Source organism: Nocardia sp. CA-107356, from assembly GCF_050946365.1.
Lineage (GTDB): Bacteria > Actinomycetota > Actinomycetes > Mycobacteriales > Mycobacteriaceae > Nocardia.
In genome coordinates this window covers 10,126,314-10,152,403 of sequence record NZ_CP191992.1, presented here as the reverse complement: position 1 = coordinate 10,152,403, position 26,090 = coordinate 10,126,314, and the positions used below count along the sequence as shown (strand labels likewise).

The following is a 26,090-nucleotide window of genomic DNA, read 5'->3' as shown; positions in this document are numbered from 1 at the left end:
CGGAACCGGGAAGCTACTTCGTGCGCGGGCGGGAGTGAAAGCCGAGGCCCTCGTCCTGTGCGCCCATCCAGGCCGCCTCGTCGGACTTGCTGTCCGGGACGTAGATGGTCTCCTGCGGGCGGCGGGTGATCTCCTGCGGCGGCGACTGCTCGAGGTCGTCGGCATCGATGGCGAGCCGCTCGAGGTCGTTCTCCAGTCGTCGCACCGAATTGGCGTCGCCGTAATGGGAGCGCAGTGCGCCGATGGATTGCCGGAGCTGGCCGACCGCGTAGCGGAGTTCCGCTATTTCGCTGCGTGTCATCGATACCTCCTGTGTTCCTTGGCGGACAGACGAACTCGGTGGGTAGCGGGTGGTTCCCTGGTCGGCCCGGGACCGCGCTTCACCAAGTCGTGTGACTCACCACACAACGTGATCTACAACACAGTACGCGAGGATTCGCGATTTGGCTCGGCTCCCCCGCCTGGCCGGGCCTTTTGTTCAGCTGACTGCCGCGTACCCGGGGCCCTGACCCTGCATGGCGGTGATCACCCGGTCGACCAGGCCGACCAGGTAGGAGGCCACCTCTTCGGCCCGCTCCAGGTGCACGCCGTGTCCCGCGCCCTCGAGTCGGACCAGTTCGGAGTCGGCGAGTTGCGAGGCGAGCACCACCGAATGTGCGAACGGCACAACGATGTCCGCCGAACCGGCCAGCACCAGTGCCGGAATGCCGCTGAGACGCTGCAGCGCCGCGGTTTCGTCGAAGGTGATCAGCGAGGCGAGGAAGCTCGACATGGTGAGCAGCGGGGTGTCGTTCATCATCGCCGCGGCGACAGCGACCATACGAGGGTTCGTCCGCTTGGTGCCCATATTCGCCTCGCGGGCGATCGGCTCGAAGATCCGGCGGGACAGGCGCTTGGATGCCTGCATGAACCGCGGCGCGCGCAGCACCGCGACCTGCAGTGAGTTCACCGCGCGCCGATTCAGGAAACGACCGAGCCCCACCTCGGTGATGCCGCTGGCCGCGCCCGCGATCAGACCGAGGCCGACCACCCGGGTACCGATCGCCGCGGGGAACAGCCGCGAGTAGGCCAGGGTCACCATCGCGCCCATCGAATGTCCGACCAGCACGATCGGACCGGTCGGCACGACCGCCCGCAGCACGGCGTCGAGGTCGTGGCCGAGGTGATCGATGGTGTAGGTCGAGTGATGGGCGATGCCCGATTCACCGTGTCCACGGTGGTCGTAGAAAACCATGCGGGTGTCCTTCGGCCACTGTCGCAGCAGGTGATCGCGCAGGTATGACCAGGACTCGGTGCGCAGGCAGTGACCGTGCACGAAGACGACGGTCAGGGGTGCGTCGTCGGCGCCGAAGGTGCGGACCGCGATCGGGGTGCCGTCGTCGGCCGACACCGTCATGCGATGGCCGTCGTAGTCGGCGGCCCTGCGGGCAATGGTCGTGGACATGAAGGTTCTCCTGTGCCTCGTGGGACACCCGTTCGGAGCGCTCTTGCCCGGATGTCGACTTGGATTCCCGCGCCGTTAACGCCGCATACCGTCCGTTATGTATGCGTTGTCCAACTGACGCTGGTGATCGACATCGCCGGGCGTACTGGCCCGGCGATCGGTGAATCCAAGAACCAGTAGGTCAGGCGCTAGATTTCGGCGGATAACCACGATCGACTGGTGTGTTGCCTTCTATTGGCTAGTCGATCGGATTTCCTAGAGTCCGCTAGATATTGTTATCGAAAGGTTATCGTAGCGCGATATCGTAAGTCTATCGTTATCTAGGAATTTTTCGAGACACCCGAATATTCGGCGATCGGGCACTGGGCCGGGCAGCCGGGCCCGGGTGGCCTCCGCTGCGCCGCGGATCGCGCGATGGAATCGGTAGGTCTTCGAAAGGTCAATGCCGCCGAGACCCTCCGACTCCATGCGGGCGTCCGGCTCGGGCAGCACCTCGATGGCTCTTTCGGGTTCGGGCGAATACTTGTCGAGCAGGGTGGTGACCGCAGTCTTCCGATGACGCTTCAGCTCATCGAAGTCGGCGATCTCGGTGCGGTGGTGCAGGGGATAGGGCATCCGGTCGCGACCGGATGCGGCCCAGAGCCGCCGCCCCGGCGGCCCCTGACCACGCCGCACACCATCGACGCGCGTCACCGTGCGCCGCGGTAACCGCCCATCGGATCTTCTGTGACGCCGACTCGGCCAAGCTTAGATTAACTATATATTAACCAAGACATCTCGTGCTGCCCGATCCTTGCGCCAACCCGCGCCGACGCCACCACGGCGTCCCCATCCGGGGTCTCTCGCGGTCGACCCTCAAATCAACTTGTTGAACTATAAAATCGCAGGTAGTCATCGTGCGAGCGCGGGACGGGCCCGCAGCAGCCTCCGTTGCGCCCTTACCTCACGCACGAAAGAGGCGCACAATGATGGCGGTATACCGGCTTCAGGGTTTGTGATCGGCGGGTAGCTGGATGCCTGCCGATAACATTCGGACGGTGATGACAGCGTCCACGTACCGGGTCGCGGCGCCTGGATCCACTGCTGGAATCGCGGCCGTGCTCCGCACCACAACTCAGCGCCGGGCACCGCGAATCCTGCGTGTAGCGACTACGGCCGCCCCGCCAGTTCGGCGCCCAATCGATAGGAAGCGCCATGTCAGAAGAGAACAAGGCCGCCTCTAAGCGCGTCTTCGACGCATGGAACAAGCGAGACCTCGGTGTATTCGACGAGGTGATAGCGGCCGACTTCATCGACCACGATCCACAGAACCCGTTCGCCGATGTCCATGGCCCCGACGGTCTCAAACGGCTCGCGCAGATGTATCTCGCCGCGTTCTCGGATCAACGGTTCTTGGTCAACGAACAGATCGCCGAAGGCGACTTCGTTACTACCCGATGGACGGCGACAGGCACCAACGACGGCGAGATGATGGGCATGTCCGCGACCGGTAAATCAGCGGTCATTCAGGGAATCACGATCAATCGGTTCCAGGACGGCAAGATCGTCGAAAGCTGGGCATGCTGGGACACGCTCGGGATGATGCAACAACTCGGCGTCGTCCCATCGGCGCACTCTGCAACAACCTGACTCGCAACCCCTAGCCGTCACCCGGGGGACCCGGGTGACGGCACTTCGGGTTCGCGTCTACGTCCCCACGTGACTACGGGTCGTCGGCAGGAACGGTCGCAGCAGGTTGGTTTCGGTCGACGGACCCATCTGCCATTCCGCGATCCACGGACCGGTGCCTTCGCTCGGATCGAAGACGCCCTCCTCCAGCCACTGGTAGCGGCCGTCGAGGACGCCGCGGGTGACGGTGCGATCGTCATCGTCGGTGTTATCCCACAGCGCGTCGAACAGCGTCTTCACTCGGATGCGCGCCTGTCGGCTGAAGGCGTCGGCGAGTTCCTCGGCGGCCTTGGCCTCCGGCGCGCCCGCGGTCCGCTGCGCCTGCGCCCGCACGCAGGCGGCCGAGATCGCGAACAGCTCGGCGCCGATATCGACAATGCGACCGAGGAAGTTCTGCCGGTACTCCAGACCCGCCTGCCAACGCGCCATCGCATACATCAGCGACCTGGCCTGCTTGCGGGAGCTGCGCTCGACAAAGCGCAGATGCCTTGCCAGCGGCCCGAATTCGGCATAGGTCGCCGGGACCGTGCCCGCGCCGACCGCCAATTGCGGGAACCACTTGGCATAGAAACCACCCGCGCCGACCGCGGCCTTGGCCTTGTCCTTGAACTCCGCGTTCCGGTCGACGAGCGCACCGGCGGCGGACATGTGGGCATCGGCCATCTCCCTGGCGATCAGCAATCGCATGATTTCGCTCGACCCCTCGAAGATGCGGTTGATCCGCAGATCCCGGACCAGTTGCTCGGCCCCGACGGCGCGCTCACCGCGGGCCCGCAACGAGGCCGCCGTCTCGTAGCCGCGTCCGCCGCGGATCTGTACGAGTTCGTCGGCGATCTGGCAGCTCATCTCACTGGCCCAGAGTTTGGCGAGCGCCGCCTCGATGCGGATATCGTTGCGGGCCTCGTCGCACATGGTGGCCGAAAGATCGAGTGCCGCCTCGAGTGCGTAGGTGGTGGCGGCGATGAAGGAGATCTTCTCCCCGACCGCGGCGTGCTCGCCGACCGGACGACCCCACTGCACCCGCTGGGTGCTCCACTCCCTGGCGATCTTCAGTGACCACTTCGAGGCCGCCGTGCACAGCGCCGGGATGGCGAGCCGTCCGGCGTTCAGCGTGGTCAGCGCGATTTTCAGGCCGTCGCCCTCACGGCCGACGAGATTGCGCTTCGGTACCCGGACGTTGTGCAGGCGGGTCACGCCGTTCTCGATGCCGCGCAGGCCCATGAACGCATTGCGGCGCTCCACCGTGATGCCCGGCGAATCGGCCTCGACGATGAAGGCCGAGATGCCGCCACGGTGTCCCTCGCTCTTGGGTATGCGGGCCATCACCACCAGCAGTTCGGCGACGACGCCGTTGGTGGTCCACAGCTTCACACCGTTGATCTCGTAGGCCTCGCCGTCCTCGGTCGGGGCGGCGATGCTGGCCATGCGGGCCGGGTCGGAGCCGACATCGGGCTCGGTGAGCAGGAACGCGCTGACCGCGCCCGCCGCACAGCGGGGCAGGAATTCGGCCTTCTGCTCCGGGGTACCCGCCAGCTTCAACGGTTCGGGCACACCGATCGACTGGTGCGCCGAAAGCAGGACGCCGAGGCTGGGGTGCGCGGAGCCGACCAGCATCAGTGCCCGGTTGTAGCCGACCTGGGAAAGACCTTGGCCGCCGTACTCCTGCGGGATCTTGAGGCCGAAGCAGCCGAGTTCGGCCAGGCCCTTGACGTACTCGTCCGGGATTTTGGCCTCCGCCTCGATGACGCTGCCGTCGAGCGATTCGCAGAACGGCCGCAACCGGGCCAGATAGGCCTCGGTGCGCGCGGCGTCCTCGTCGTTCGGCTGGGGGTAGGGGTGGATCAGATCGAGCCGGAACCGGCCGAGAAACATCTCCTTGGCGAACGATGGTTTGGCCCAGCTGGTCTCCCGGGATTCCTCGACCAGTGCGCGGGCCTGTTCTTCGGTGGCGTCGACTTTTGCGGTAGTCGCCATGATGTCCTCCTCGGACGTGATCAGGATCACATTAGAGTGTAGGAGGGTTTGTTACCGGCCGGTAGGGGTCGAGGTAGAGCGTTATCTATCAATCTCCAATGATCTTGATAGAGCGGCAAAGGCGCCGTAGCGATTGCCCGCAGGTCGCTCGACAGGGTCACCTGAGGCTTGCCGGACGCCGGGCGCGCAGGTTGTCTTGACACCGGGCCGCGAATGTGGGGTAGTGACTGAAACGTGCCAGGCGACGGCGACGACGTGGCCCGTATTCCCTTGGAGGGCAGGGATGTTATTACGGCCTGGGCAGGTATTCGCGGGGTATTCGATTGTGCGGCCCCTCGGTTCCGGCGGGATGGGGGCGGTCTATCTGGCCGAGGATCCGGCGTTGCCGAGACAGGTGGCGCTGAAGGTGCTCGCCGAGAACCTCGGCGCGAATCATCGCTACCGCAGCATCTTTCGCCGTGAGGCGGACCTGGTGTGCCGCCTGGACCATCCCAATGTCGTCTCGGTCTACAACCGGGGTGAGCAGGGCGCGGCCCTGTGGATGGCGATGCAGTACGTGGACGGCACCGATGCGGGTGAACTCATGCACAAGGAACCGACCGGATTGGAGCCGAATCGGGCGGCCCGCATAGTCTGCGAGGCCGCGAAGGGGCTGCACCACGCACATGAGCAGCATCTGCTGCACCGCGACGTCAAACCGTCGAACATCCTGGTCGCCGATGGTGACGACGGTGAACGCGTGCTCGTCGCGGATTTCGGGCTGGCTCGCACCATCGAGGATGCCGCGACGGTCACCGAAACAGGTTGGCGTGCTTGCACTCCCGCCTTCGCCGCGCCGGAGGTACTGGCGGGGCGCGCGGTGGACCGGCGGGCGGATATCTATTCCCTCGGCGCGACCTTGTCGGCGCTGCTCACCGGTTCGAATCCGAACGGCCGCGCGCCGACGCCGGGCGGTACCGAGACGGTGCGGGACAACCCGGCCTTCGCGCCGACCCGGGTGCGCCTGGATGTCCCGCCCGCTCTGGACGAGGTGATCGCCCGTGCGATGGCGGTTGATCCGGAGCGGCGCTATCGGACCTGCCTGGATTTCGCGCGTGCCGTCGAGGTGGCGATCAGCGATACCGAGCCTTGGCCACGACGATGGGGGATGACCCTCCGTGGCCGCCCGCCGCGCCTGCGCCGCGCCGTGGTCACCGGTATCGCCGCCGTGGTCGTGGCGGTGGTGGCGCTGGCGGTCTGGCTGGTACCCGAGCCGTCGCACGACGCGGGCCCGGCGAATGTGTCGCATCCGAGCAGCAGTCCGCCGACGGGCTTCCGGCGGTGCTATTGGCGCGTGCGGGTGCCGCTCGGCACCGGCTACTACCTCGAATTGCCCAGTGGGGCAGCTGATCACGATGATTCGAACTGCGCACTCAACGAGGGCGATCGGGGCGAATCGGTCGCTGCCCTGCGGCAGGCGCTGACCCTGTGCCATGGCATCGAACTGGCCGAGACGCAGGTTTACGACGCGCCGATGAAGCGCGCCATCCGGCATCTGCAGACCGATCACGATGCGGCGGTCGACGGCATCTATGGTCCGGAGACTCGGGCAAAAGCCGTGCAATGGCCGGTATTTCGGGTCGGCGACAGCAGCTTCGACGGTCGCTGCGTCGCAGCGCCATGACAACCCGCGCACCGATACCGGATGTAGGCATCCTCGGTCCGGTGCGCTGGTACGTCGATGGCCGACCGCTCGCCGTCGGTGGGCCACCGACCAGGGCGATCTCGGTCGCCTCGAACAGGCTGGAACCGAGGCCGGCACGGCATTCGAGATCGGCGATCACGGGCGTGCGACCGCACACTTCCGTACGCGGGGCATGGATCCGAGCGATCGGGTGGCAAGTCTGCAGCGCTGGTGCACTGTGACCGCATCCGGATCGGATCGGTGACGCTCGAGGTGCGGTGTCCGCTGGCCTGAGCTGTGCCGTGAGTTCTTCGTTGGTCCGCCATTGGTGGCGATTTCTACTGTGGCCACACCAGCTTCGACCAGCAGCGGTGAAGCTTTCACCCACCACAAGGAACAACATGTACACAGCACAGCTTTTCCGGGGTGAGCGGATTCGCCGGGCGATTGCCGCAGCGGCCATCGGGGTCGCCGCGGTGGCCGGAACCGCCGCCATCTCGGTACCCGCGCATGCCGAGGTCCAGTACCCGGCCTCGATCGGTCAGTGTCTGGCGGCCAAGCCGACATTGCAGGAAGGGGTGCGCAACCAGGGGCCGTGCGTCGCGGCGGTGCAGGCATTCCTCAGCTACAGCTATGGCAACGGTCATGTCGATGTCGATGGCAAGTTCGGGCCACAGACCAAGGCGGCAGTGCGGAACTTCCAACGGGCCGTTGGCATTTACGACGACGGGGTCGTCGGTCCTGCCACCTGGCGGTCACTGCAGAATGCCTGCACATCGCGGGGGAACTGCGACTATCAGTACCCATTCCCCTTGCCGTACTGAGTCCTGCGGCTACACGCTGCGCAGATAGCGACCGAAGTGCGGCACCGTGAACCCGATGGTGCCGCGCTCGGCCGAATAGATCAGGCCCTTCTTGATCAGCCCGTCGCGGGCCGGTGACAGCGAGGCGGGCTTGCGACCGAGTTCATTGGCCACCGCCGCGGTCGGCACCGGACCGTCGTCGCCCGCCAGATCGGCCATGGCGCGCATATATTCGCGTTCGGCGGGGGTGGCGCGTTCATATCGGGAACCGAAGAATCCGACCGCCAACTCCTCTTCGGCGCTCGGTGCCGCCACCTCGACATCCTCGGCGGTGATCGGACTCTCCGGCGCCTGATCCCAGGCCGCCTTGCCATAGGCCTGCACGAAGTACGGATAGCCATCGGCCCTCTGGTACAAGGCATCCAGGGCTTCCTCGGTGAATTTCACCTCCTCGCGCTCGGCGGGCGCGATGAGGGCGAGGTCAGCGGATTCGCGGTCCAGCCGGTCGATACGGTGGTAGCTGAACAGTCGCTCGGAGTAGCTCTTCGAGGCCGACAGCACGGCGGGCAAATGCGGCAGTCCGGCGCCGACCACGATCAAAGGTGCGGCGTCCTGGCTCAATTCGTGACAGGCGCCGCAGATCGCGGAGATATCGGCGGGACCGAGATCCTGCATCTCGTCGATGAAGACCGCGATGCCGACGCCGATATCGCTGGCCAGTGCGGCCGCCTCCTTCAGCAGTTCGATCAGATCGATCTCGATATCGCCGGAGTCGGCGCGACCGGTCACCGCGGGTACGTCGATACCGGGCTGCCAGCGCTCTCGCATGCCCTTATCGGCGGTGGAGCGCAGCGCGAAAGCCTTGAGTATGCCGAGGAAGTCGTCGACGCGCTCCTGGTTGCGGTGCGCCATGGCGATGGCACGCACGGCCATATGCAGTGCCGAGGACAGCGGGCGGCGCAGTTCCTGATCCGGTCGCGCCTCGATTTTGCCGGTGCCCCAACCGCGGGAGATGGCGGCGGAACGAAGTTGGTTGAGCAGCACGGTCTTTCCGACCCCGCGCAGTCCGGTGAGCATTACGCTGCGCTCCGGCCGGCCTCGCGCGACCCGCTCCAGCACGATGTCGAAGGCGTTGAGTTGCTTATCGCGCCCGGCCAGTTCGGGTGGGCGCTGTCCGGCTCCGGGAGCATACGGATTCCGCACGGGGTCCATGCCCAGACACCGTAGCGCGTCTCCTCAGCCGAATCTGGCCGTATATACGGCGTGTCCTAGATATTGCTAGCGAACTATCGCAGTGTTGAATGGAGACCTGCGAGTAGTCGCTCGCGACATCGTTATTGCACTATTGCTATCGCCACGAAAATCTCTACGCTGGTGGCGGTTCGGTGAACCGTCCGGTGTTGGATGGAACGGAGGGGCATGTCCGAGGAATCCACCCCAGCGACCACCGCCGAGGTGGTCGAGTCGTGGAACGTTCCCGCCGGGGCTACCGTGGCCGGACGCATCCGCTCCAACATTCTGGTCGCGATCGAACGTGGCTATGACGATCCGCAACTCGTCGCCGATCTCGCGGTCGGGCCGCTGGTGATGGCGCTCGGTCAGCTAGAGGTCGACTTGGCCGATGCGCAACGCCGGATCGATGAACTCGAGCGCGCGCTGGCGCAGCGGGACGCCGGGTCCGGCGAATAGTCGGGTGCGAATCCCGTGGGCGCGGCGTCGGATCCGGTCGGCACTCTCGATCGGATAACTCGCACGGCGCCGCCGAGACCGTGTCGTGACCATCTGGGCGTGTCGCAATTCCGCCCGCTCGTCCTGGGGTTTTCCGATCATCTGAGAACAAGCTGGTCTGTGCGCTGGACAACACCGCGTCCGGGTCGTAATCTCTTCGTGACTTAGTGGAGTCTGTCGGTTCGTCAGAGAAGCGGCGCCACTGAGTCACCGTCAAACGGCCGTCGGGGCCAACAGATCTCGACTGTCGTGACCGGGACCCAGAGATTCAACTGGGAGTCGGGGCCGATCTGCCGGACCCGACCGACAGCTGACCCGGTCGACGGAAAGAGCAGAAAGATCGGAGATACGGCTCGGTGGGTAAACACAGCTTGCAGCGGGAATCGCGGCTCCCCAATTCAGTCAAGGGTGCTCTCGTCATGGGCGCAGTGGCCGCATCTACCGGTGCGATGCCCGCGATCCCCGCGATGGCAGCCACCATCAACATCCCCGGTATCGGTGACTTCGACGTGCCGGTTCCGCAGGAATTCGAACAGCAGGCACAGGATCTGGGCCAGCAGCTCACGCAGGCACTCGCCTCGATGCCCGCCGCGCCCGCGCCGCAGGCCGCCCCGCAGGCTGGCGTGCCGCAGGTCCCCGGCTTCTTCACTCCGGGCGTGCCGCAGATGTTCCACCAGAACACCGTCAGTGACGTCGCGCTGGATGCCGCCAAGACCAAGGTCGGCGCGCAGTACTCCTGGGGTGCCTCCGGTCCGTTCAGCTTCGACTGCTCGGGTCTGGTCCAGTGGGCCTACAAGCAGGCCGGTATCGAACTGCCGCGCACCAGCTTCGAACAGTCGCACGTCGGTGCACCGGTCGCCTTCGAGAACCTGCAGCCCGGCGATATCGTCGTGACCAACGGCGGCGGCCACGTCGGCCTGTACGCGGGCGACGGCAAGCTGCTCAATGCGGTCCAGTCCGGTCAGCCGGTGTCCTACACCTCGCTGCGTCCCGACATGGTTGTGACGGCACGCCGTATGGTCTAAGGGTGGCACCCGCCCAACCGACTACCAAGAACACCGCCCCGACACAAGCCCGTGTGGACTCGTGGACGTGGGCGGTGCGTCTTTTCAAGACCAGGTCCGCCGCCGCGGAAGCCTGTCGCGGCGGGCATGTCCGGGTGAACGGCGTTGCGGCCAAACCGGCCCAGCATGTTCGCCCGGGTGACGAGGTGCGGATTCGCGCCGGTGGTATCGAGCGCATCGTCATCGTGGAGCGCATCGTCGTCAAACGCGTCGGCCCGCCGATCGCCGCACTCTGTTTGATCGACCGCAGCCCGCCGCCGCCGTCCCGGGAGATCCTTGCGACCATGCCGCGCCGCGACCGCGGCTCCGGTCGGCCGACCAAACGCGAGCGCCGCGACACCGACCGTCTGCTCGGACGCACGGAAGACTGAGGCTGCACCCGAGTCTCGCCGGTACCGTAACGCGCTGATTTGATTCCGGCTCTATCCAGGTGCTCGCGAAATCAGCTGTTGCCTCGCGGAGCTGGTGGATGTGTGGCGCTATTCGGTGTGGGCGCTCGCGGCCGCGATTCGGCTGGCCGCGAACGCTGCCGCCGTGATGGTGCACAGTGCGCCGAGCATCATGGCCGATGCCTCGCCCGGCACCAGGACGTGCAGTTGCGAGCCGACCGTGACGGCTGCGACCGGGACGCCGACCTGTGCGGCGGCCAGGGTGCCGAAGGCGATCGGCTGTCCTGCGACGCGGGTCGTGAAGTGCACCAGTACCGCCCCGATGCCGAGCACCAGGCCGAGCAGGATGAGTCGCGGATGCTCGCCGAACTCGCGCAGGTTGAGCCTGGCACCCAGCCAGACGAAGAACAGTGGGCCGAGGAAGCCGTCGTTGATGGCGAAGAGTTGGCGGGCGACGCGCCGCGGCTCGCCGATCCCGGCGACAGCGAGTCCGGCGGCGAATCCGGCGAGCATGATCGACACCCGGGTCTGAGTCGCCAATGCGCACAAGGTGAACAACACCGCGAGACTGACTCGCAGCTCCAATGCGAACGCCCGATCCTCGGACAACCGATGCACCCGACGCCGCCGACCCGACGACTCCAGTTTGCGCAGCACGAAGAACAGGACCGTCGCTGCCGCCGCCACCGCGACGGCGCCGAGTGCCGCACGACCGGCGTTCGCTGGATCGATCACCAGTGGCAGCGACAGTACGCACGCGGTGTCGGCGATCGCGACTTGGGCGGTCAGCGCGAGCACCGGATTACCCCGCAGCCCCAGCGAGTCGATGATCGGCAGCACCAGCGCCGCCGACGAGGATGCCATCAGCACCGCGTAGACCGCGCCGTGTCCGGTATCGAACCAGCGGGCTATGCCGAAACCGGCTGCGGTCGCGAGTAGTCCGACCAGTACGGCTCGCACCGCACCGCGGCCGAGTGCGGTGCGGACCGCCGGATCACGTACCGGGACGTGGGTACCGGCGACGAACATGACCAGGGCGAAACCCATATCGGCGAGGAAGGTGAAGATCGGGTCGGAGGGGTGCAGGACGCCGAATCCGGTGGTGCCGAAGATGATGCCCGCGATCAGTTCGCCGAGGATCACCGGGATGTGCCAGGTCTGTGGAAGCGCGAGTAGCGGGCCGCTCAGTCCGAGCACGATGACCAGGGCGAGGGTGGAGAAGGTCATCGGTGGCGACTGCTCCCGGGCCACTCGGGCATGGGGGCGATCTTCGCCGGAATGGCAATATTCTCATCCGCCCAGTGCACAGCGCAGACGCGGTGGTAGCCGTCGGCGATCACCATCGGCACACCGGTGCGGAAGTCGCCCCGTACCAGCAGGATCGGCGAGAGCGCCTTGCGGGTAATGATCTTGATCAGATCGCGGCGGACATACGGATTCTCGGCCGAGACCAGCTCCAATCCGGCGGCCCGCAGGATGTCCTTGGCCTTCTTGTGCACGATCGGAGCGGTGCGCAGATCCGCGACCACCGCGTCGACCACATCTGGTTCGGCAAGAAGTTCCAGATAGTCCGCGGCCGCCGGGTAGTCGTGCTCCTCCGGCTCGTCCTTCCAGGTCACGGGGATGATGTCGGTCGCCATCCGCCCATCATCGCGCTCGATGCGCGCGAGCAGGGGGACATCGGCGGGTGTTTCCGGTATGAGCCCTAGACCAGGCGGCCGGCGCCGTAGAGCGCCCGGCATTCGCCACGGCGCAGTTTGCCGCTGGAGGTCTTGGGGATTCGGCCCGGTCCCACCAGGACGACGTCGCCCGGTGTCACCTCGTGCGCGGTCGCGATGGCATTTCGGATCCGGCGGGTCAGCGCGGCCAGCTCCGGTGATCCGGTGGCCGTCGGATCGGCGAGTTCGGCGACCACCACCAGATCCTCGCGGCGGCCGTCATCGTGCCCGAACGCGGTCACGTGCCCGACCCGGACCTCTGGTGCGCAGTCGGCCACCGTGGTCTCGATATCGGCCGGATAGTGGTTGCGGCCGTCGATGACGATGAGGTCCTTGAGTCTGCCAGCGATATAGAGCTGGCCCTGGTACCAGAAGCCGAGATCGCCGGTGCGCAACCATGATTCGTGGCTATCGGACAGTGTGGCACCGAAGCTCGCCGCGGTCGCGACCGGATTGCCGTAGTACCCGGCGCAGATATTGGGGCCGCTGACCCAGATCTCGCCGACCGCGCCTGCCGCAACCTCGATCCGCTGGGTCGGCTCCACCACCGCAACCTGCTGGCCAGCGGGAACGCCGCAGCCGACGAGTGGAACACCTTCTTGCGCGGGCTGTGCCCTGCCCTGCGCCAAGGCCGCTCGATCGAATCGGTGGGAGACGGGCTCGTCGAGCACACCGCAGATGGTGACCGGCAACGTGGCCTCGGCCAGACCGTATCCCGGGGTGTGGGCCCGATGCCGGAATCCGTGGACGGCACAGGTTTCGGTGAAAGTGGTCAGTACATCGGCGCGGATCGGTTCCGCACCGTTGAGCAGTGCGTCGAGACCGGACAGGTCCAAGCCTTCGCGCTCCTTGGATGTGGTCGCCGAGATCGCCAGGGCCAAGCCGAAATTGGGGCTGCCGCTGGTACCAGCGCGGTAGTCGCTGAGCGCGCGCAGCCAGCGGATAGGGCGCTTCACGAATTCCGCGGGTGCCATCGTCACACCGTGCACCCCCGAATAGAGCGGTAGCGACAGGGCGAGCACCAGACCCATATCGTGGAAGAACGGCAGCCACGACACCACCGGTTTGGTGCGTACCGCGGGCACGGCTGTCCACAATTGATCCAGTGCCGCGGCGAGATTCGCGTGGGTCACCTCGACTCCGGCCGGAGCCTTGGTCGATCCGGAGGTGTACTGCAGGTAAGCGGGATCCGTTCGGATGGCATCGACAATCGGTTCGCCCGATCCGGTGGCACCTGGTCCGACCTCCAGCACTCGGCCCAGTGACCGGCCCAAGATATCGCCGGTCGTGGTGTCGGCGGCCGAGATCAGGCTGACTGTCGGGCGGGCATCGGCGAGCACTCCGTCGAGCCGGGACCGATTTCTACCTGCGGTGGGTGGAAACAGCGGTACCGCAATGCGGTTGCTGTAGAGGCAAGCGAGAAACGCTAGGACATAGTCGATTCCATGGGCGCAGAGGATTGCCACCCGATCGCCGGGATCGCTGGCAGCCCTGAGTGTTCGGGCCAGTGTGCCCGCCGCGATGTGCAGTTGTCCGTAGGTCAGTGTGACCGGCTCGCATTGCTGTCCGCGGTAGCGCAACTCGGTATACGCAGCGCCGTCGGGCCGAGTCCGTGCCCACCCGGCGATGCGGTTGGCGAGTTCGTCGGGTGGGGTGACGTGCGGTGCAGTCACGGCAGCTCGGCGGATTTCGCGGCGACACGGTCGGCCAGCGCCGCACCGAGTGCGGTGATGGTCGGGTGTTGGAACAGTTCGGCGGTGGAGATCCGGATATCGAGGCGGGATTCGAGGTGGCGCCGCATCTCTATGCCGAGCAGCGAACTCAGGCCCAAATCGTTGAAATCGGCTTCGGGATCCAGATGTTCGGAGGCCAGGTGGAGGGTAGCGGCGAGAACAGTGCGGATGGTCGTGGTGAGCGGTTCGGCCGGATGATGTTGCGGGGGTGTTGGGCTCGGCTGTGTAGGGGAGGTTGTCGACCGGTCGGTGAGCAGGTTGCGCAGGCGGGTAGCGACCGGAGCCGGATCGGTGGTCGGTGTGTAATCGAGGGCGAGCAGGTACGGCTGGTCGTAATGCATTGTCTGGGCCAGCAATTCGATGCCGCGCGGGACAGTGAACGCGGTAATTCCGGCGCGTCGCAAATGGCGGGCGCCACCTGCGACTTCGGCGAGTCCCGAATCCCAGACGCCCCAGCCGATGCTCAGTACCCGCCGATCCGGATGTGCGCGGGCGAGCGCGTCCATCGCGGCATTGGCGCTGGCATACGCGGCTTGACCCGGCGCGCCGAGTGCGCCGGTGGCCGAGGAGAACAGCAGCACGAAGTCGGTCGGATCGGTAGCGGTGAGCTCGATGAGGTTGCCAGCGGCGATCAGTTTGGGCGCGAACATGCGGGCGAGCTGACGCACGGTGACGGCGTCGAAGGTGGCATCCTCGAGTGCCCCCGCGGCGTGGACGACGCCACGGATGGTGGATCCGCACTCCCGAACGTCATCGAGCGCGTTGGCGAGATCGCTGCGGTCGGCGGCGTCGCAGCGCACCACGACGATTCGGTCCTCCAGTCCTTCCAATAGCGCGGGCACCGGGCGGGGTGCGCGGGTGAGTACCACCACATCATGGGCACCGGCATCGAGCAGCCAGCGCACCACGACCGAACCGAGCGCACCCAGGCCGCCGGTGACCACATAGGTGCCGTTGGGGTCGATGGGTGTCGGGGTGGTCGACCGGGGTCGGGCGGGGACGAAACGGCGTACGGCCAGGGTGCCGTCGGAGATGCGGATCTCATCAGGAAGCACCTGGGCGGCGGACGCCGTCGTGGCCGTGTCGACGATGAGGTCGCTTAGGCGGGGCACGGCGGTCTCCACCGCATCGGTCCACACCAGCCGCACCGCACGGCCCGACTCGAGCTGCATCGATCGCACCAGTCCGGCCACCGCCATCGGCACGGTGCCCGGCGGTTTCGACCCGAGCTGTCGGCTTGCCGACGGTGTCGTGCGGTCGCCGAGTCGGTGATCGGTGCGGCCGTCGTGGGGGAGCACGACCGTCAAAGATGCTGTGGCGTCTTCGGAATGCACGCGTTGCAGCAGATCCAGCACGCGCGCGGTAATGGTCACGGTGTCGTTCGCGGGCCCGGCGTCGCGGTCGGATTCGTCGGTCGAGTCGACCTCGGCGGGCCAGACCACGACCACCGCGGTGCGGGCGGAGTCGGTGCGTGCGGCGAGGACGGCGGAGACGATCGGACCGGCGGCATCCGGTTGGCGGGCGACCCGTTCGGTGGGCAGGGTGCGGTCCAGTGCCGTGGCCAGCCGGACGGCGATCGGAGATTCGCCGATCACCAAGGCGCGCTGTGCATCAGGGTGGCGCTGTGCTCGGTCGCCGTTGTCAACCGAGAAACGGTACGCGAACGGTATCCACATTTCGTGGTGGAAAGAACCGACGTGCGTGGTGGATTCGGGCCGCGTGGGCAAGGCCGCGAAAGCGATCTGGACACCCGACAGCGCGAGGACCGGGACGCCGTGCTGATCGGTGCCGATGATGTCACCGGTCAGACCGTCGGCCGATCGATCGTGTACGAACGCATGGGCTTCCAGCAGTACTAGCTCCGGTTCGGCGGACAGCCAGGCGGATTCGATGCCGATCGGCAGCGGGATGGCGTCGTCGGGCAGGTGGCCGTGGCTCGCGGCGGCCAGCAGGTGTAGGCAGCCGTCGAGGGTCGCCGCGCTGTGCGGTGATGCGGAGTCGAACGACCCCACCGCACAATCGGGCCCGGCCTCGATCCCGCGCAGCGTCCGGAAGCCGGGACCGTATTCGAGGTGACGTGCGCGCAGCGAGTCGTAGAAATCCGCTGGTGCGAGCACCCGCATCCGTCTGCGCGCGGCCCGATTTGCGTCGACCACCCGCATCCATGCGACGATATCCCCGGGTGTGGGGTCACCGGCCAGCCGTGCCGAAGCCAGCGTCCCGGCGCCTGTGACCTCCGCCTGTAGCTTTCCACCTCCGGTGTTCCGGTAGGTGACCGTGGCCAGCGCCGCGAGATCGGTCCGCTCGTGCACCACGAAATCGGCGATCGCGGTCGATATGTGCCCCGCCCGCGCCAGCTCGAGCAGTCTGAGCAGCCAAAAGACCGCGGGGACGGTCGGTATGCCCTGCACCACGTGATCATCGAGATCATCGGTGGGGAACTCGGATTCGGCGAGGGAGACCTTGGATGCGCTCGCATCGTCGGTATCTCGGCTGTCCGCGATATGGATATCGGCGGCGAGCCGGTCGGTATCAGGATCCGTAGCGGTGCCGTGGTTGGCGTTCATGCCAGGAGCGGTGCCGCTGTTGACACCGGGACCGATTGCGGTGCGCCGGTATCCGGCACCTCGAGCATCGAGTGTGGTGACCAGAGGAAACTGGCGTCTGGCCCATTGTCTCGGTGGCGGTGCTGCCGTGAACGGTCCGTTCGCAGCCCAATTCAGCTGTCGGCCTTCGAGGTAGAGCTTGCCGATGCAGGTCAGGAATGCACCGGGCTCGTCGTCGCGGGTGGCCACCGCATAGGCCGCATCCGCGAAATCGGGATACTCCCGAATCGCGGCTATCAGCACGGGATGTGGGGCGATCTCCACTACCGATGCGAAGCCGTCCTGAGCGGCTTGCTTCAATGCCGCGGCCAGTTCAACGGCCCCCGAAGCGTTGTCGGCCCAATAGGCGGCGTCCATCGCGGCCGTGGTGATGGTTTCGCCGCGCCGCGCTGTGGAATACACCGGCACGGATGGCACCCGAGTGGTGAGTGCGTCGAGCGTATCGAGGAATTCCGGACGCAGCGCGCCGACCTGTGGACTGTGGGCGGCGAAGTCCACGGCGATCCGCTGCGCGAACATCTGTCGCCGTCTGGCCCGCCGGATCAGCGCGTCGATATAGCGCGGCGCGCCGGAGATCACGACCGAACGCGGGCCGTTGATCGCGGCGATCCGCACCGTCGCGTGCAGTGGTTCCACCAGCCGTGCCGCCTCATCCGGTGTCGCCTCCAGCACCGCCATCGCGCCGTGTCCGTCCAGACGCGCCAGAATCCTGCTGCGCTGCACCGCGACTCGCGCCGCATCCGCGAGCGATAACGAACCACTCACCGCCGCACCGGCGACCTCGCCGAGACTGTGCCCGACCACCGCATCCGCCTCGACGCCCCATGAGGCGAGCAGTTCGGCCAGCGCCACCTGGAACGCGAAGATCGCCGGTTGTACGAGTTCCGTGGCGCTGGTGGCGTTGCTCGCGGCACCACTGAGCGCGAATCCGTTGCGCGGGGTCCACACCCGGGCTCCGCCCGCCGCGACGATCGCGTCGGCGGCCTCGGTCACGGCCTCGGCGAATACCGGATAGCGGGCTGCCAGTGCCCGTCCCATCTTCGGATACTGTCCACCCTGCCCGGAGAACACGAACAGCACCCCGCCCCGTCGCCGCACCGAACTCGTACCGATTACCCCGGCAGCGGAGTCGCCGTCCGCGAGTGCCCGCAAGTGAGCCACCGCATCGCTCGGGCTGTGGGCGAGGACCGCGGCTCGGGCGGACTCCGGTGTCAATCGTGCGGTGGCAGCGGCGAATTGCCGAAGGATGTCTCTGTCCTCGACGGAGTTCGTCGCAACCGCGCCGACATCTGAGTCCGCGCCATCCCGCGATACGTTGCTCGTCTCAGCGCCGTCTAGCAACTCGGCCCACTGCCGTGCCCGCGTTCGCAGCTCCGCGACGTCGCGGCCGGTAACCGGAATCAATACCGGCGGTTCATAACCGCGATGACGTTCGGGTTCGATCCCGCGCAGCACCACATGCGCATTCGTCCCCCCGAATCCGAATGAGCTGACTCCGGCGCACCGCGCACCCACCGGCGTCCCGGTCCAGTCGATCGGCTCGGTCGGCACCCGCAGTCCATGTTCGTCGAGCCGCAACAATGGATTTTCGGTGTGGAAATTGATGGTCGGGGCGATCACACCGTGCCGGATGGACAGCGCGGCCTTGACCATTCCGGTGACACCAGCGGCCGCCTCCAGATGGCCGATATTGGATTTGATCGAGCCGATCCAGGTCGGGGCGGCGCCGTCTCCGACGACGGCTGCGAGCGCGCCGACCTCCACGGCATCACCCAATGGCGTTCCGGTGCCGTGGCATTCGATATATCCGCCACTGCGCGGCTCGAGTCCGGCTCTGGCCCATGCGGTTCGGATGATGTCCTGCTGGGCGCGGCCATTCGGCGCGTACAGACCATTGGAGCGTCCGTCCGAACCGACCGCAGCGCCGAGTATCTCCGCATACACCCGCTGCCCGTCCCGCAGGGCATCGGCGGTGCGCCGCAGCACCACCACGGTGCAACCGTCACTGCGGGTATAGCCGTCCGCCGTGGCGTCGAATGGTTTACAGCGCCCGTCCGGTGCGAGAAAACCACTCTCCGCCAGGTACTCGGAGGTATGCGGCAGCAGTGTGAGATTCACCCCGCCGACGATCGCGAAGGGCACCGCGTCATCGGCGAGCAGACGCAGTGCGAGATCCACCGCGGCCAGCGAGGACGAGCACGCGCTGTCCACCACCAAACTCGGTCCGTGCAGGTCCAGGACATAGGAGAGCCGATTGGCGATGATGCTGAGCGCCGATCCGGTGACCGCGTACGGCGCATCGTGCCCGCCGCCGCTCAGTACCGCGATCCCGTGATCGTAGGCGCAGGCGCCGAACACCACCGCGGCCCCGGAACCCCTGGTGCGGTAGCCGATTCCGGCGTCGTCGATGGCCTCGACCGCGACTTCGAGCGCCAGCCGCTGCTGGGGATCCATCAACGCGGCCTCTCGGCCGGAGATGGCGAACCAGTCGTTATCGAACGCGTCGACATCCGCGAGGTAACCGGCATGCCGAGTGCCGAGCCGCCCAGGCGGGGGTGCGCCGGTGGCGTCCCGGCCCGCTAGAAGCATGCGCCAGAATTCGGTCACTCCCGCCGCGCCGGGCACCCGGCAGCCGATTCCCACGATCGATACCGGCGGATACGGCCGGACTGAGGCGGTATCGGTGGTGGTCATCGCATCGCGAGATGCTCGACAAGCTGCTCGATGTCCGGATGGTCGTAGAGGGCGGTGAGCGAAACCTCAACTCCCATGGCATCTTCTAGATGCGCCGTCAGCCGGGCCAATTGCAGCGAGCTCAGGCCGAGGTCGCTGAACGGCGCGTCGGTGGATACCGTGGCGGCGTCGACATCTAGTAGTTCGGCGACGGCGGTGACGGCAGCGCTCAACAGCGCCGCGTGCCGCGGGACAACACTCTGCCCGTGCGGAAGACCAAGCCCCATCTGTCCTCCTACCCCGTTGCCCGAGGGCTGGTGCCCCCGCGCGGTACCCCCTGCGATTATGCCGTAGATATCGACGCGAGCAAGGTCTCTGCGCCGACCACGATAGGCGGGTGAATTGTCCTGATTTGTCCGGAACTGTGCTGGTTGCCCGGTTCTTTCGCCAACCGCCGTGATCGCTTACGGTGACACCGTGCCCGAATCAGGAACCGAGCGGACGCCGACCCTGCCCACCGTGCTGCGATGCTGCGCCGCATTGGCGGCCACTCCGGGACGGTTGCTGCGCCCGCGTCGCCCCGATGCCGCGCTGCTGGCCGGACTCGACCCGGCGCCGCTACCACGGGCCGAGGCGAGCGTCGGGCTCACCGTGCTGATGCAGGCCCGCATGGCCGTCCCGACCACGATCGTCGCGGAGGGTGTGCGCAGCCTGCGCGAACTGCCGATGACCATGGCCGCCTATCTGATCGAGCATCCGAAGGCGCGATTCCTGGTCGATCCCGCCCTGTGTTCGGGTGTGCACGATCGCGTACTGCCGGAGCTGCCGTTTCCGATTCCGCTGCTGGTTGCGCCGGATAAGCCGGTGCTCGGCCTCTCCGATGCGCTCGCCGCCCGCGATATCGCCGTCGAGGCCATCGATTTCGTACTGCCGACCCACCTGCACTGGGATCACATCTCCGGCCTGCTGGAACTGCCCGATTCCGTGACGGTTCGGCTGCCCGCGGCCGAACGCGCGTGGGCACTCGACGGTCCACACGCCCCCGTCGGCGTTGCTCGTGGGCCCCTGCACGGGCGCACCTTCGACACCTTCGAACTCGACGGTCCTCCGGTGCTCACGTTCCCACGCAGCCTGGACTTGTTCGGTGACGGCTCAGTGCTCCTGGTCGACCTCGCCGGACATACGCCGGGCAGCATCGGCGTCCTACTCGCGCTGGACGACGGCACTCGCGTCCTACTCGCGGGCGACGCGGTATGGAACAAACTGCAGGTGCAGCTGATCCGCGAGAAGGCCCCCATGCCCGGCCAGTTGTTCGACGCCGATCGCGATGCCGCATTCGCCGTCATCCACCGACTACACGCCCTGCCCGAAGGCATCGAGATCGTCGCGGCCCACGACTACGCGGCGGTCGAAGCCCTGGCGGCCCGTTAGCCGTCCGGAACGCGGCTCCGCCCGCGAGGTCCGATTTCCTCTTGCCGATCTTCGGTGCCGGAACCGAGCGTGTCCGGGCAGCGTGCGCGGTTCGAGCGGCGGCTGTGCGGGTTCGGTGTTCAGGGCCCCGCCTGATCGGGCGGAATTCAGTCGATACCCTCGTCGAGTTGCTGCCAAGTGGCGTGAACTTCGAACGGAACCAGCGAATCGATCGCGGGAGCAGAACTGTCCGATCGGGTGCGATGCCCGGCCGAGACGTATTCTCCGGCAGAGTTGAGCGTCAGCATCTCGATCGAAACCGCAGGACCGTCCTCATTGGCCATCCGAACGATCCAGTAGTTCTGGATCCCGAACCGGGCATATTCGGCACGTTTGTCGACCAGGTCAGCGGTGATCGTGGTCGGCGAGACGACCTCGACTACCAGCACGGCGTCCGCGGCCATCGGCTTCCTCCGCCATTTCGGTCGAGGCTCATCGATGCAGCGGTAGACAATGACATCAGGCCGCTTGTAGTGGAAGGGGACCTCCGAGACCAACATGTCCACATCCCGGTTGACCCGCAGGCACAGCTCCGCCGAGCCGCGTTTGGCATGCCCATCCAACAGCGCACGTTCGATATTGCGCGCTATCGCGTTGTGATTTGGCGACGCAGATTCGCAATGGATGATCATTCCGTCTCTGATCTCGACATTGCGCGCCATGTCCTCTGGCATGGACAGGTAATCGTCTATATCCACCGGCAGGATGTAAGTCTTCGGTAGAGACCAGTCGAACGCTTCCGACACGATGACCGTCCTTCGGTTGGTAGTCGAGGTCATCGTAGGTCAGCCGGTCGCTGGGCGGCAGGCTGACCTACGACGATCGCCGCCTGCGTTAGCCGACGACCACCGCGTCGGCCAGGCGGGCGGTGATCAGTTCCGTGGCCTCGGAAACCATTCGGTCGATGAGTTCGGCACAGGACGGAATGTCGTGGATCAAACCCTGGGCCAGGCCGGCGGACCAGATGCCCGCGTCGAGATCGCCCTCATCGAAGACGCGGCGCCCGCGCGCGCCAGCGACCAGATCCCGGACATCATCGAAAGTGCCTCCGGCCTTCTCGATTTCGACGACCTTGCGGCTGATCTCGTTATCCGCGACGCGCGCGGTATTGCGCATGGTCCGGAAGATCAGCTGGGTGTCGAGTTCGGAGTTGGCGACGATCTGCTCCTTGACCTTCTGATCGATCGTCGACTCCTGGGTGCACAGGAAGCGCGTGCCCATATTGACGCCGTCGGCGCCGAGGGCGAGCGCGGCCACCAGACCGCGGGCATCGGCGATACCGCCGGAGGCGATCATCGGAATATCGAGTACCCGCGCGGCGGCCGGAATCAGGATCAGGCCGGGAATATCGTCTTCACCCGGATGTCCCGCGCATTCGAAACCATCGATGCTGACGCCGTCGACGCCGATCTTCTGCGCCTTCAACGCATGCCGCACGCTGGTGCACTTGTGCAGCACCTTGATTCCGGCCTCCCGGTAGTACGGCAGGAAGGGCTCTGGATTGCTGCCCGCGGTTTCGACGATCTCGACGCCGCTGTCGATGATCGCCTGCACGTATTCGGCGTACGGCGGCGGGTTGATCGACGGCAGGATCGTGACGTTGACGCCGAACGGTTTATCGGTCAGCTCTCTGGTGCGCGCGATCTCCTTGCGCAGGTCCTCGGGGGTGGGCTGGGTCAGTGCGGTGATGAAGCCGAGGCCGCCCGCATTGGCGACCGCCGCGACGAGTCCGGCCCGGCCGACATGCATCATGCCGCCCTGCACGATCGGGTGTTCGACGCCGAACATCTCGGTGAACCTGGTACGCAGCATTGCGCTTCTCCTATGCGTTGCGGGGCGAGCCGGTCCGCCCTTACGCAGTGATGGTGACACGAGAATCACCCGCGGTTCAACTCGTAAGTAAGCCGGGATTCGCATTATAAGGCCGGGTTTGCGCAATCGAATCGTCGGAGTAATCGTTGCGATCATCGGTAAATGTGCAGCTAGAAGATCTTTTTGACCGCCAAACCCTCCGCTGGGGCAATTAACAGCGATTCATATCTTGGTCTCTTGCCCGCCGAAGAAGTTAGTTGTTATTCTGCTCTCGAGTCAGCCCGTCGACGCCGTCGGATACACCGGCGCACGCTTGGCGGTCCGAGAGGAGTTCGTGGCATGACCACCGGTGCAGAGGCGCTCGATGAGCCGCTCAGGTCGCGGCGCAACCATTGGAACAACCAGATCGCGTCGCATGCGCAGATGCGCCCGGATGCGGTCGCCGTGCGGTTCCGTGGTGGGGACACCACCTGGCGACAGTTGCACGAGCGTTCGCTGAAATTCGCCGACGCACTCGCCCGGCGCGGTATCGGCTTCGGTGATCGGGTGCTGATCCTGGCGCTGAACTATCCCGAATACCTCGAGGCCGTCTTCGGCATCAACGCACTCGGCGCCATCGCGGTCCCGGTGAACTTCCGACTCACGCCACCCGAGGTCGGCTATATCGTCAGCGACTCCGGCGCCAAAGCAATCGTCACCGACACCATGCTGCAGCCGCTGGCCACGGCCGTACAGGGCCAGGCACCCGAACTGGCGACCTGCATCGTGATCGGCGGCCAGAGCGCCGACGGCGTACTCGGCTACGACGATGTGCTGGCCGAGGGCGGTGCACCGCATACACCCCTCGACATTCCCGAAGACACTCCCGCGCTGATCATGTACACCTCGGGCACCACCGGCAGTCCGAAAGGCGCGGTGCTCTCGCACGCGAATATGAATGCCCAAGCGCTGACCTGTATTCGGGCCACGGATATTGCTCCGGACTCGGTCGGCTTCTGCACCTCGCCGCTGTTCCACATCGCCGGAATCGGCAGCCTCGCACCGTATTTCCTGCTCGGCGGCAAGACGGTACTGCATCCGCTCGGCGCGTTCGACCCCACCGAATTCCTCGATGCCGTCGAGCGCGAGCAGGCGACCACCGCCTTCTGCGTGCCCGCGCAGTGGCAGATGATCTGCGAGGAGCCGACGGTCAAACAGCGCGAACTCGCGCTGAAGATGCTCAGCTGGGGTGCCGCACCCGCCTCCGATACCGTGCTGCGGGCCATGGCCGACTGCTTCCCGGACGCGGTCAATGTCGCGGTCTTCGGCCAAACCGAGATGTCGCCCATCACCTGTGTGCTGGAGGGCAAGGACGCGATCCGCAAGCTCGGCTCGGTCGGCAAACCCATCCCGACCATCCAGGCCCGCGTCGTCGACGATGAGATGAACGATGTCGCGCCCGGTGAGATCGGCGAAATCGTCTATCGCGGACCGACTCTCATGCAGGGCTACTGGAATAAGCCGGAGGCCACCGCCGACGCCTTCGCCGGCGGCTGGTTCCACTCCGGTGATCTGGTCCGCGCCGACGAGGAGGGCTTCCTCTGGGTGGTCGACCGCAAGAAGGACATGATCATCTCCGGCGGCGAGAACATCTACTGTGCCGAGGTGGAGAATGTGCTCTTCGCGCATCCGAAGATCCGCGAGGCCGCGGTGGTCGGCCGGGCACACGAGAAGTGGGGTGAGGTGCCGGTTGCCGTTGTCGCCCTTGACGATCCGGACACAGAACTCACCCTGGACGAGCTGACGCCGTTCCTCAACGAGAATCTGGCGCGCTACAAGCACCCCAAGGATCTGGTGATCGTGGCCGAACTGCCGCGCAATGCCAGCGGCAAGGTCGTGAAAGTCCAACTGCGCAAGGACTATTCATCCTGAGTGCGGGTTTGCGACGAAATCGTGGACAGCGGCGGCGCGAATGCGTGAAGATCACTGCATGGCGATCCCACGCATCCGCGCCGCCGTCCTTGCGCTGCATTGGCAGGTAAATGTGATTCGGCCCGAAGGGTTCTTCGGGCCGATGCTGGCCGGTCCGGTCGCGGCCAGCGGCGTCGTACCGCGAGCGGTGCGCTTCCACGCTGCGGTGGCCGAGCGGGGACTGCCGGTGGCGTTCCTGCGGTTCACGATTCCGGTCGGCGAGGGTGGTCTGGTCCGCAATACCGGATTCATGCGGTCGGTGGCCGCGGCGCAGACCGAGTTCCGGCCGGATTCGCCGGGCACCCAGCTGATCCCGGAGATGATCGAGCAGCCGACCGCGGTATTCGACAATCAGAAGCTGTCCGGGTTGGCGGGTTGCCTGCTGCCGGAATGGCTCGACGAGCACGGCATCGACACAGTATTCGTGACCGGTGTCGCGACCAACCTCGTCGTCGAGCAAACCGCGAGGAACGCAACCGATCTGGGTTTCACCGTCTATCCGATCTCGGACTGCGTCGCTGCCGTGAGTCCCGAAACGTCTGCGGCATCGTTGGCGAATCTCGAACTGACCACGGCCGGTTGCCGCACCGCCGACCAAGCGCTCGAACTGATCGGTCCGCGATGACGTGATTCGGACCCTGGTTATCGGCCCGCGCGCCAACTGACTTCGCCCGCACCGAAGGCCGCCTTTCCGCCCGTGGGAAGGCGGCCTCCCATGCGTGACGGGTCCGCTGGTCGCACGACCCGGATTTCCAGCCCGGGGCCGACCAGATCCGTCAGCCGCCGGTAGGTCTCGGCTGCGGGCAGCGGTGGCTCCGCGTCCGCGATCGAGCCGAGCAGGCCGACCACACCCCAGGACAGGAATGTCATCGTCACCGCGAATTCTTCGTCGTCCATATCCAGCCGACCCGAGAGCTGTTCGGTGAGAATCTCTTCCACCATTCGCCGCGTCGAACGCAACAACACCCCGGTCGCCCTTCGCCCCAGCAGTGCCCGATAGACCTCGGGATTCGCCGATGCCAACCGGAACAGCGTGTACAGCGGCGCGAGTGGTGCCGAGTACTCCGGTGCGTCCGGGTCACCGGCCGCCGAACCGGCATCGGCAACTGCGGCGCGCAGATATTCGGTGCTGCTGACCAGCAGCAGATCGTCTTTATCGCGGAAATGCGCGTAGAACGTCGAGCGACCGACATCGGCGCGATTCAGGATGTCCTGCAAGGTGATCCGGTCGTAGCCACATTCGATCATCAGCTCGATCAAAGCCCGATGCAGCAGACTCTTGGTTCGCCGGACCCGGCGATCGGTGCTGCCGCTCATCTCGTCCTCACGTTTCCGTACAGATGGTGCGAATCCGTCCCCAACGGTACAGATTCCGCTGATTTGCTTCTGGTTGTT

22 protein-coding genes are annotated in these 26,090 nt (G+C 66.1%); 9 read left to right on the top strand and 13 right to left on the bottom strand.

Annotation, left to right across the window (positions count from 1 at the left end; genetic code table 11):
* Window positions 1-13 precede the first annotated feature (13 nt).
* The 3 genes from ACQP1G_RS45665 to ACQP1G_RS45655 all read right to left on the bottom strand — a co-directional run bounded on the left by ACQP1G_RS45665 (window position 14) and on the right by ACQP1G_RS45655 (window position 2,137).
* Window positions 14-301: a hypothetical protein gene (locus ACQP1G_RS45665; RefSeq protein ID WP_433196941.1), complete on the bottom strand. Its 288-nt coding sequence runs from the start codon at window positions 299-301 to the stop codon at window positions 14-16.
* 177 nt (window positions 302-478) lie between these two features.
* Window positions 479-1,444: an alpha/beta fold hydrolase gene (locus ACQP1G_RS45660; RefSeq protein ID WP_433196939.1), complete on the bottom strand. Its 966-nt coding sequence runs from the start codon at window positions 1,442-1,444 to the stop codon at window positions 479-481.
* 255 nt (window positions 1,445-1,699) lie between these two features.
* On the bottom strand, window positions 1,700-2,137 hold the full coding sequence (locus ACQP1G_RS45655; protein WP_433196937.1) for a hypothetical protein: 438 nt from the start codon (window positions 2,135-2,137) through the stop codon (window positions 1,700-1,702).
* A 501-nt stretch (window positions 2,138-2,638) separates the two neighbouring features.
* Here ACQP1G_RS45655 and ACQP1G_RS45650 point away from each other — a divergent pair.
* Window positions 2,639-3,073, top strand: coding sequence for an ester cyclase (locus tag ACQP1G_RS45650; protein ID WP_433196935.1), 435 nt, complete (start codon window positions 2,639-2,641; stop codon window positions 3,071-3,073).
* Window positions 3,074-3,130: 57 nt separating this feature from the next.
* Here ACQP1G_RS45650 and ACQP1G_RS45645 read toward each other — a convergent pair whose 3' ends face one another.
* Window positions 3,131-5,086: an acyl-CoA dehydrogenase family protein gene (locus tag ACQP1G_RS45645; protein ID WP_433196933.1), complete on the bottom strand. Its 1,956-nt coding sequence runs from the start codon at window positions 5,084-5,086 to the stop codon at window positions 3,131-3,133.
* 283 nt (window positions 5,087-5,369) lie between these two features.
* Between ACQP1G_RS45645 and ACQP1G_RS45640 the strand changes: the two genes are divergently transcribed.
* Together ACQP1G_RS45640 and ACQP1G_RS45635 are read left to right on the top strand one after the other, a co-directional pair.
* Complete coding sequence (locus ACQP1G_RS45640; protein ID WP_433196931.1) at window positions 5,370-6,749, top strand: protein kinase domain-containing protein; 1,380 nt, start codon at window positions 5,370-5,372, stop codon at window positions 6,747-6,749.
* Window positions 6,750-7,150: 401 nt separating this feature from the next.
* Window positions 7,151-7,573 carry a peptidoglycan-binding domain-containing protein gene (locus ACQP1G_RS45635; protein WP_433196929.1) on the top strand — a complete coding sequence of 141 codons (423 nt, stop codon included), beginning with the start codon at window positions 7,151-7,153 and terminating at the stop codon, window positions 7,571-7,573.
* 9 nt (window positions 7,574-7,582) lie between these two features.
* Here ACQP1G_RS45635 and ACQP1G_RS45630 read toward each other — a convergent pair whose 3' ends face one another.
* Window positions 7,583-8,764 carry an AAA family ATPase gene (locus ACQP1G_RS45630; protein WP_433196927.1) on the bottom strand — a complete coding sequence of 394 codons (1,182 nt, stop codon included), beginning with the start codon at window positions 8,762-8,764 and terminating at the stop codon, window positions 7,583-7,585.
* Window positions 8,765-8,971: 207 nt separating this feature from the next.
* On the opposite strand from ACQP1G_RS45630, the gene ACQP1G_RS45625 reads away from it, so the two are divergent.
* The 3 genes from ACQP1G_RS45625 to ACQP1G_RS45615 all read left to right on the top strand — a co-directional run bounded on the left by ACQP1G_RS45625 (window position 8,972) and on the right by ACQP1G_RS45615 (window position 10,715).
* Window positions 8,972-9,241, top strand: coding sequence for a hypothetical protein (locus ACQP1G_RS45625; RefSeq protein ID WP_433196925.1), 270 nt, complete (start codon window positions 8,972-8,974; stop codon window positions 9,239-9,241).
* 458 nt (window positions 9,242-9,699) lie between these two features.
* Window positions 9,700-10,305: a C40 family peptidase gene (locus ACQP1G_RS45620; RefSeq protein WP_433196923.1), complete on the top strand. Its 606-nt coding sequence runs from the start codon at window positions 9,700-9,702 to the stop codon at window positions 10,303-10,305.
* Window positions 10,306-10,307: 2 nt separating this feature from the next.
* Window positions 10,308-10,715, top strand: a complete 408-nt coding sequence (locus ACQP1G_RS45615; RefSeq protein ID WP_433196921.1) for an RNA-binding S4 domain-containing protein — start codon at window positions 10,308-10,310, stop codon at window positions 10,713-10,715.
* A gap of 108 nt (window positions 10,716-10,823) precedes the next feature.
* Here ACQP1G_RS45615 and ACQP1G_RS45610 read toward each other — a convergent pair whose 3' ends face one another.
* The 5 genes from ACQP1G_RS45610 to ACQP1G_RS45590 form a co-directional block, all read right to left on the bottom strand.
* Complete coding sequence (locus ACQP1G_RS45610) at window positions 10,824-11,960, bottom strand: cation:proton antiporter (RefSeq protein ID WP_433196919.1); 1,137 nt, start codon at window positions 11,958-11,960, stop codon at window positions 10,824-10,826.
* A complete protein-coding gene (locus ACQP1G_RS45605) occupies window positions 11,957-12,373 on the bottom strand; it encodes a hypothetical protein (protein WP_433196917.1) in 417 nt (138 codons plus the stop codon). The genes ACQP1G_RS45610 and ACQP1G_RS45605 overlap by 4 nt, the downstream gene beginning before the upstream one ends.
* A 65-nt stretch (window positions 12,374-12,438) precedes the next feature.
* Complete coding sequence (locus ACQP1G_RS45600) at window positions 12,439-14,124, bottom strand: fatty acyl-AMP ligase (protein WP_433196915.1); 1,686 nt, start codon at window positions 14,122-14,124, stop codon at window positions 12,439-12,441.
* Window positions 14,121-19,484 (bottom strand): SDR family NAD(P)-dependent oxidoreductase, encoded by a 5,364-nt coding sequence (locus ACQP1G_RS45595; protein WP_433196913.1) that lies wholly within the window; start codon window positions 19,482-19,484, stop codon window positions 14,121-14,123. The genes ACQP1G_RS45600 and ACQP1G_RS45595 overlap by 4 nt, the downstream gene beginning before the upstream one ends.
* Window positions 19,481-19,750, bottom strand: coding sequence for an acyl carrier protein (locus ACQP1G_RS45590; RefSeq protein ID WP_433196911.1), 270 nt, complete (start codon window positions 19,748-19,750; stop codon window positions 19,481-19,483). Before ACQP1G_RS45590 ends, ACQP1G_RS45595 begins: the two co-directional genes overlap by 4 nt.
* A gap of 190 nt (window positions 19,751-19,940) precedes the next feature.
* Between ACQP1G_RS45590 and ACQP1G_RS45585 the strand changes: the two genes are divergently transcribed.
* Window positions 19,941-20,894 carry an MBL fold metallo-hydrolase gene (locus ACQP1G_RS45585; protein ID WP_433196909.1) on the top strand — a complete coding sequence of 318 codons (954 nt, stop codon included), beginning with the start codon at window positions 19,941-19,943 and terminating at the stop codon, window positions 20,892-20,894.
* A gap of 146 nt (window positions 20,895-21,040) precedes the next feature.
* Here ACQP1G_RS45585 and ACQP1G_RS45580 read toward each other — a convergent pair whose 3' ends face one another.
* Together ACQP1G_RS45580 and ACQP1G_RS45575 are read right to left on the bottom strand one after the other, a co-directional pair.
* On the bottom strand, window positions 21,041-21,679 hold the full coding sequence (locus tag ACQP1G_RS45580; RefSeq protein WP_433196907.1) for a Uma2 family endonuclease: 639 nt from the start codon (window positions 21,677-21,679) through the stop codon (window positions 21,041-21,043).
* A gap of 88 nt (window positions 21,680-21,767) precedes the next feature.
* Complete coding sequence (locus ACQP1G_RS45575) at window positions 21,768-22,745, bottom strand: NAD(P)H-dependent flavin oxidoreductase (protein ID WP_433196905.1); 978 nt, start codon at window positions 22,743-22,745, stop codon at window positions 21,768-21,770.
* A 339-nt stretch (window positions 22,746-23,084) separates the two neighbouring features.
* Here ACQP1G_RS45575 and fadD5 point away from each other — a divergent pair, with 339 nt between their 5' ends.
* Window positions 23,085-24,656, top strand: a complete 1,572-nt coding sequence (gene fadD5 / locus ACQP1G_RS45570) for a fatty-acid--CoA ligase FadD5 (RefSeq protein ID WP_433196903.1) — start codon at window positions 23,085-23,087, stop codon at window positions 24,654-24,656.
* A 58-nt stretch (window positions 24,657-24,714) separates the two neighbouring features.
* A complete protein-coding gene (locus tag ACQP1G_RS45565; RefSeq protein WP_433196901.1) occupies window positions 24,715-25,320 on the top strand; it encodes a cysteine hydrolase in 606 nt (201 codons plus the stop codon).
* Between the two features lie 17 nt (window positions 25,321-25,337).
* Here the strand turns inward: ACQP1G_RS45565 and ACQP1G_RS45560 are convergent, their stop codons facing one another.
* The gene (locus tag ACQP1G_RS45560) at window positions 25,338-26,012 is read right to left on the bottom strand and encodes a TetR/AcrR family transcriptional regulator (RefSeq protein ID WP_433196899.1); all 675 of its coding nucleotides are present in this window, start codon (window positions 26,010-26,012) and stop codon (window positions 25,338-25,340) included.
* Between the last annotated feature and the right edge of the window lie 78 nt (window positions 26,013-26,090).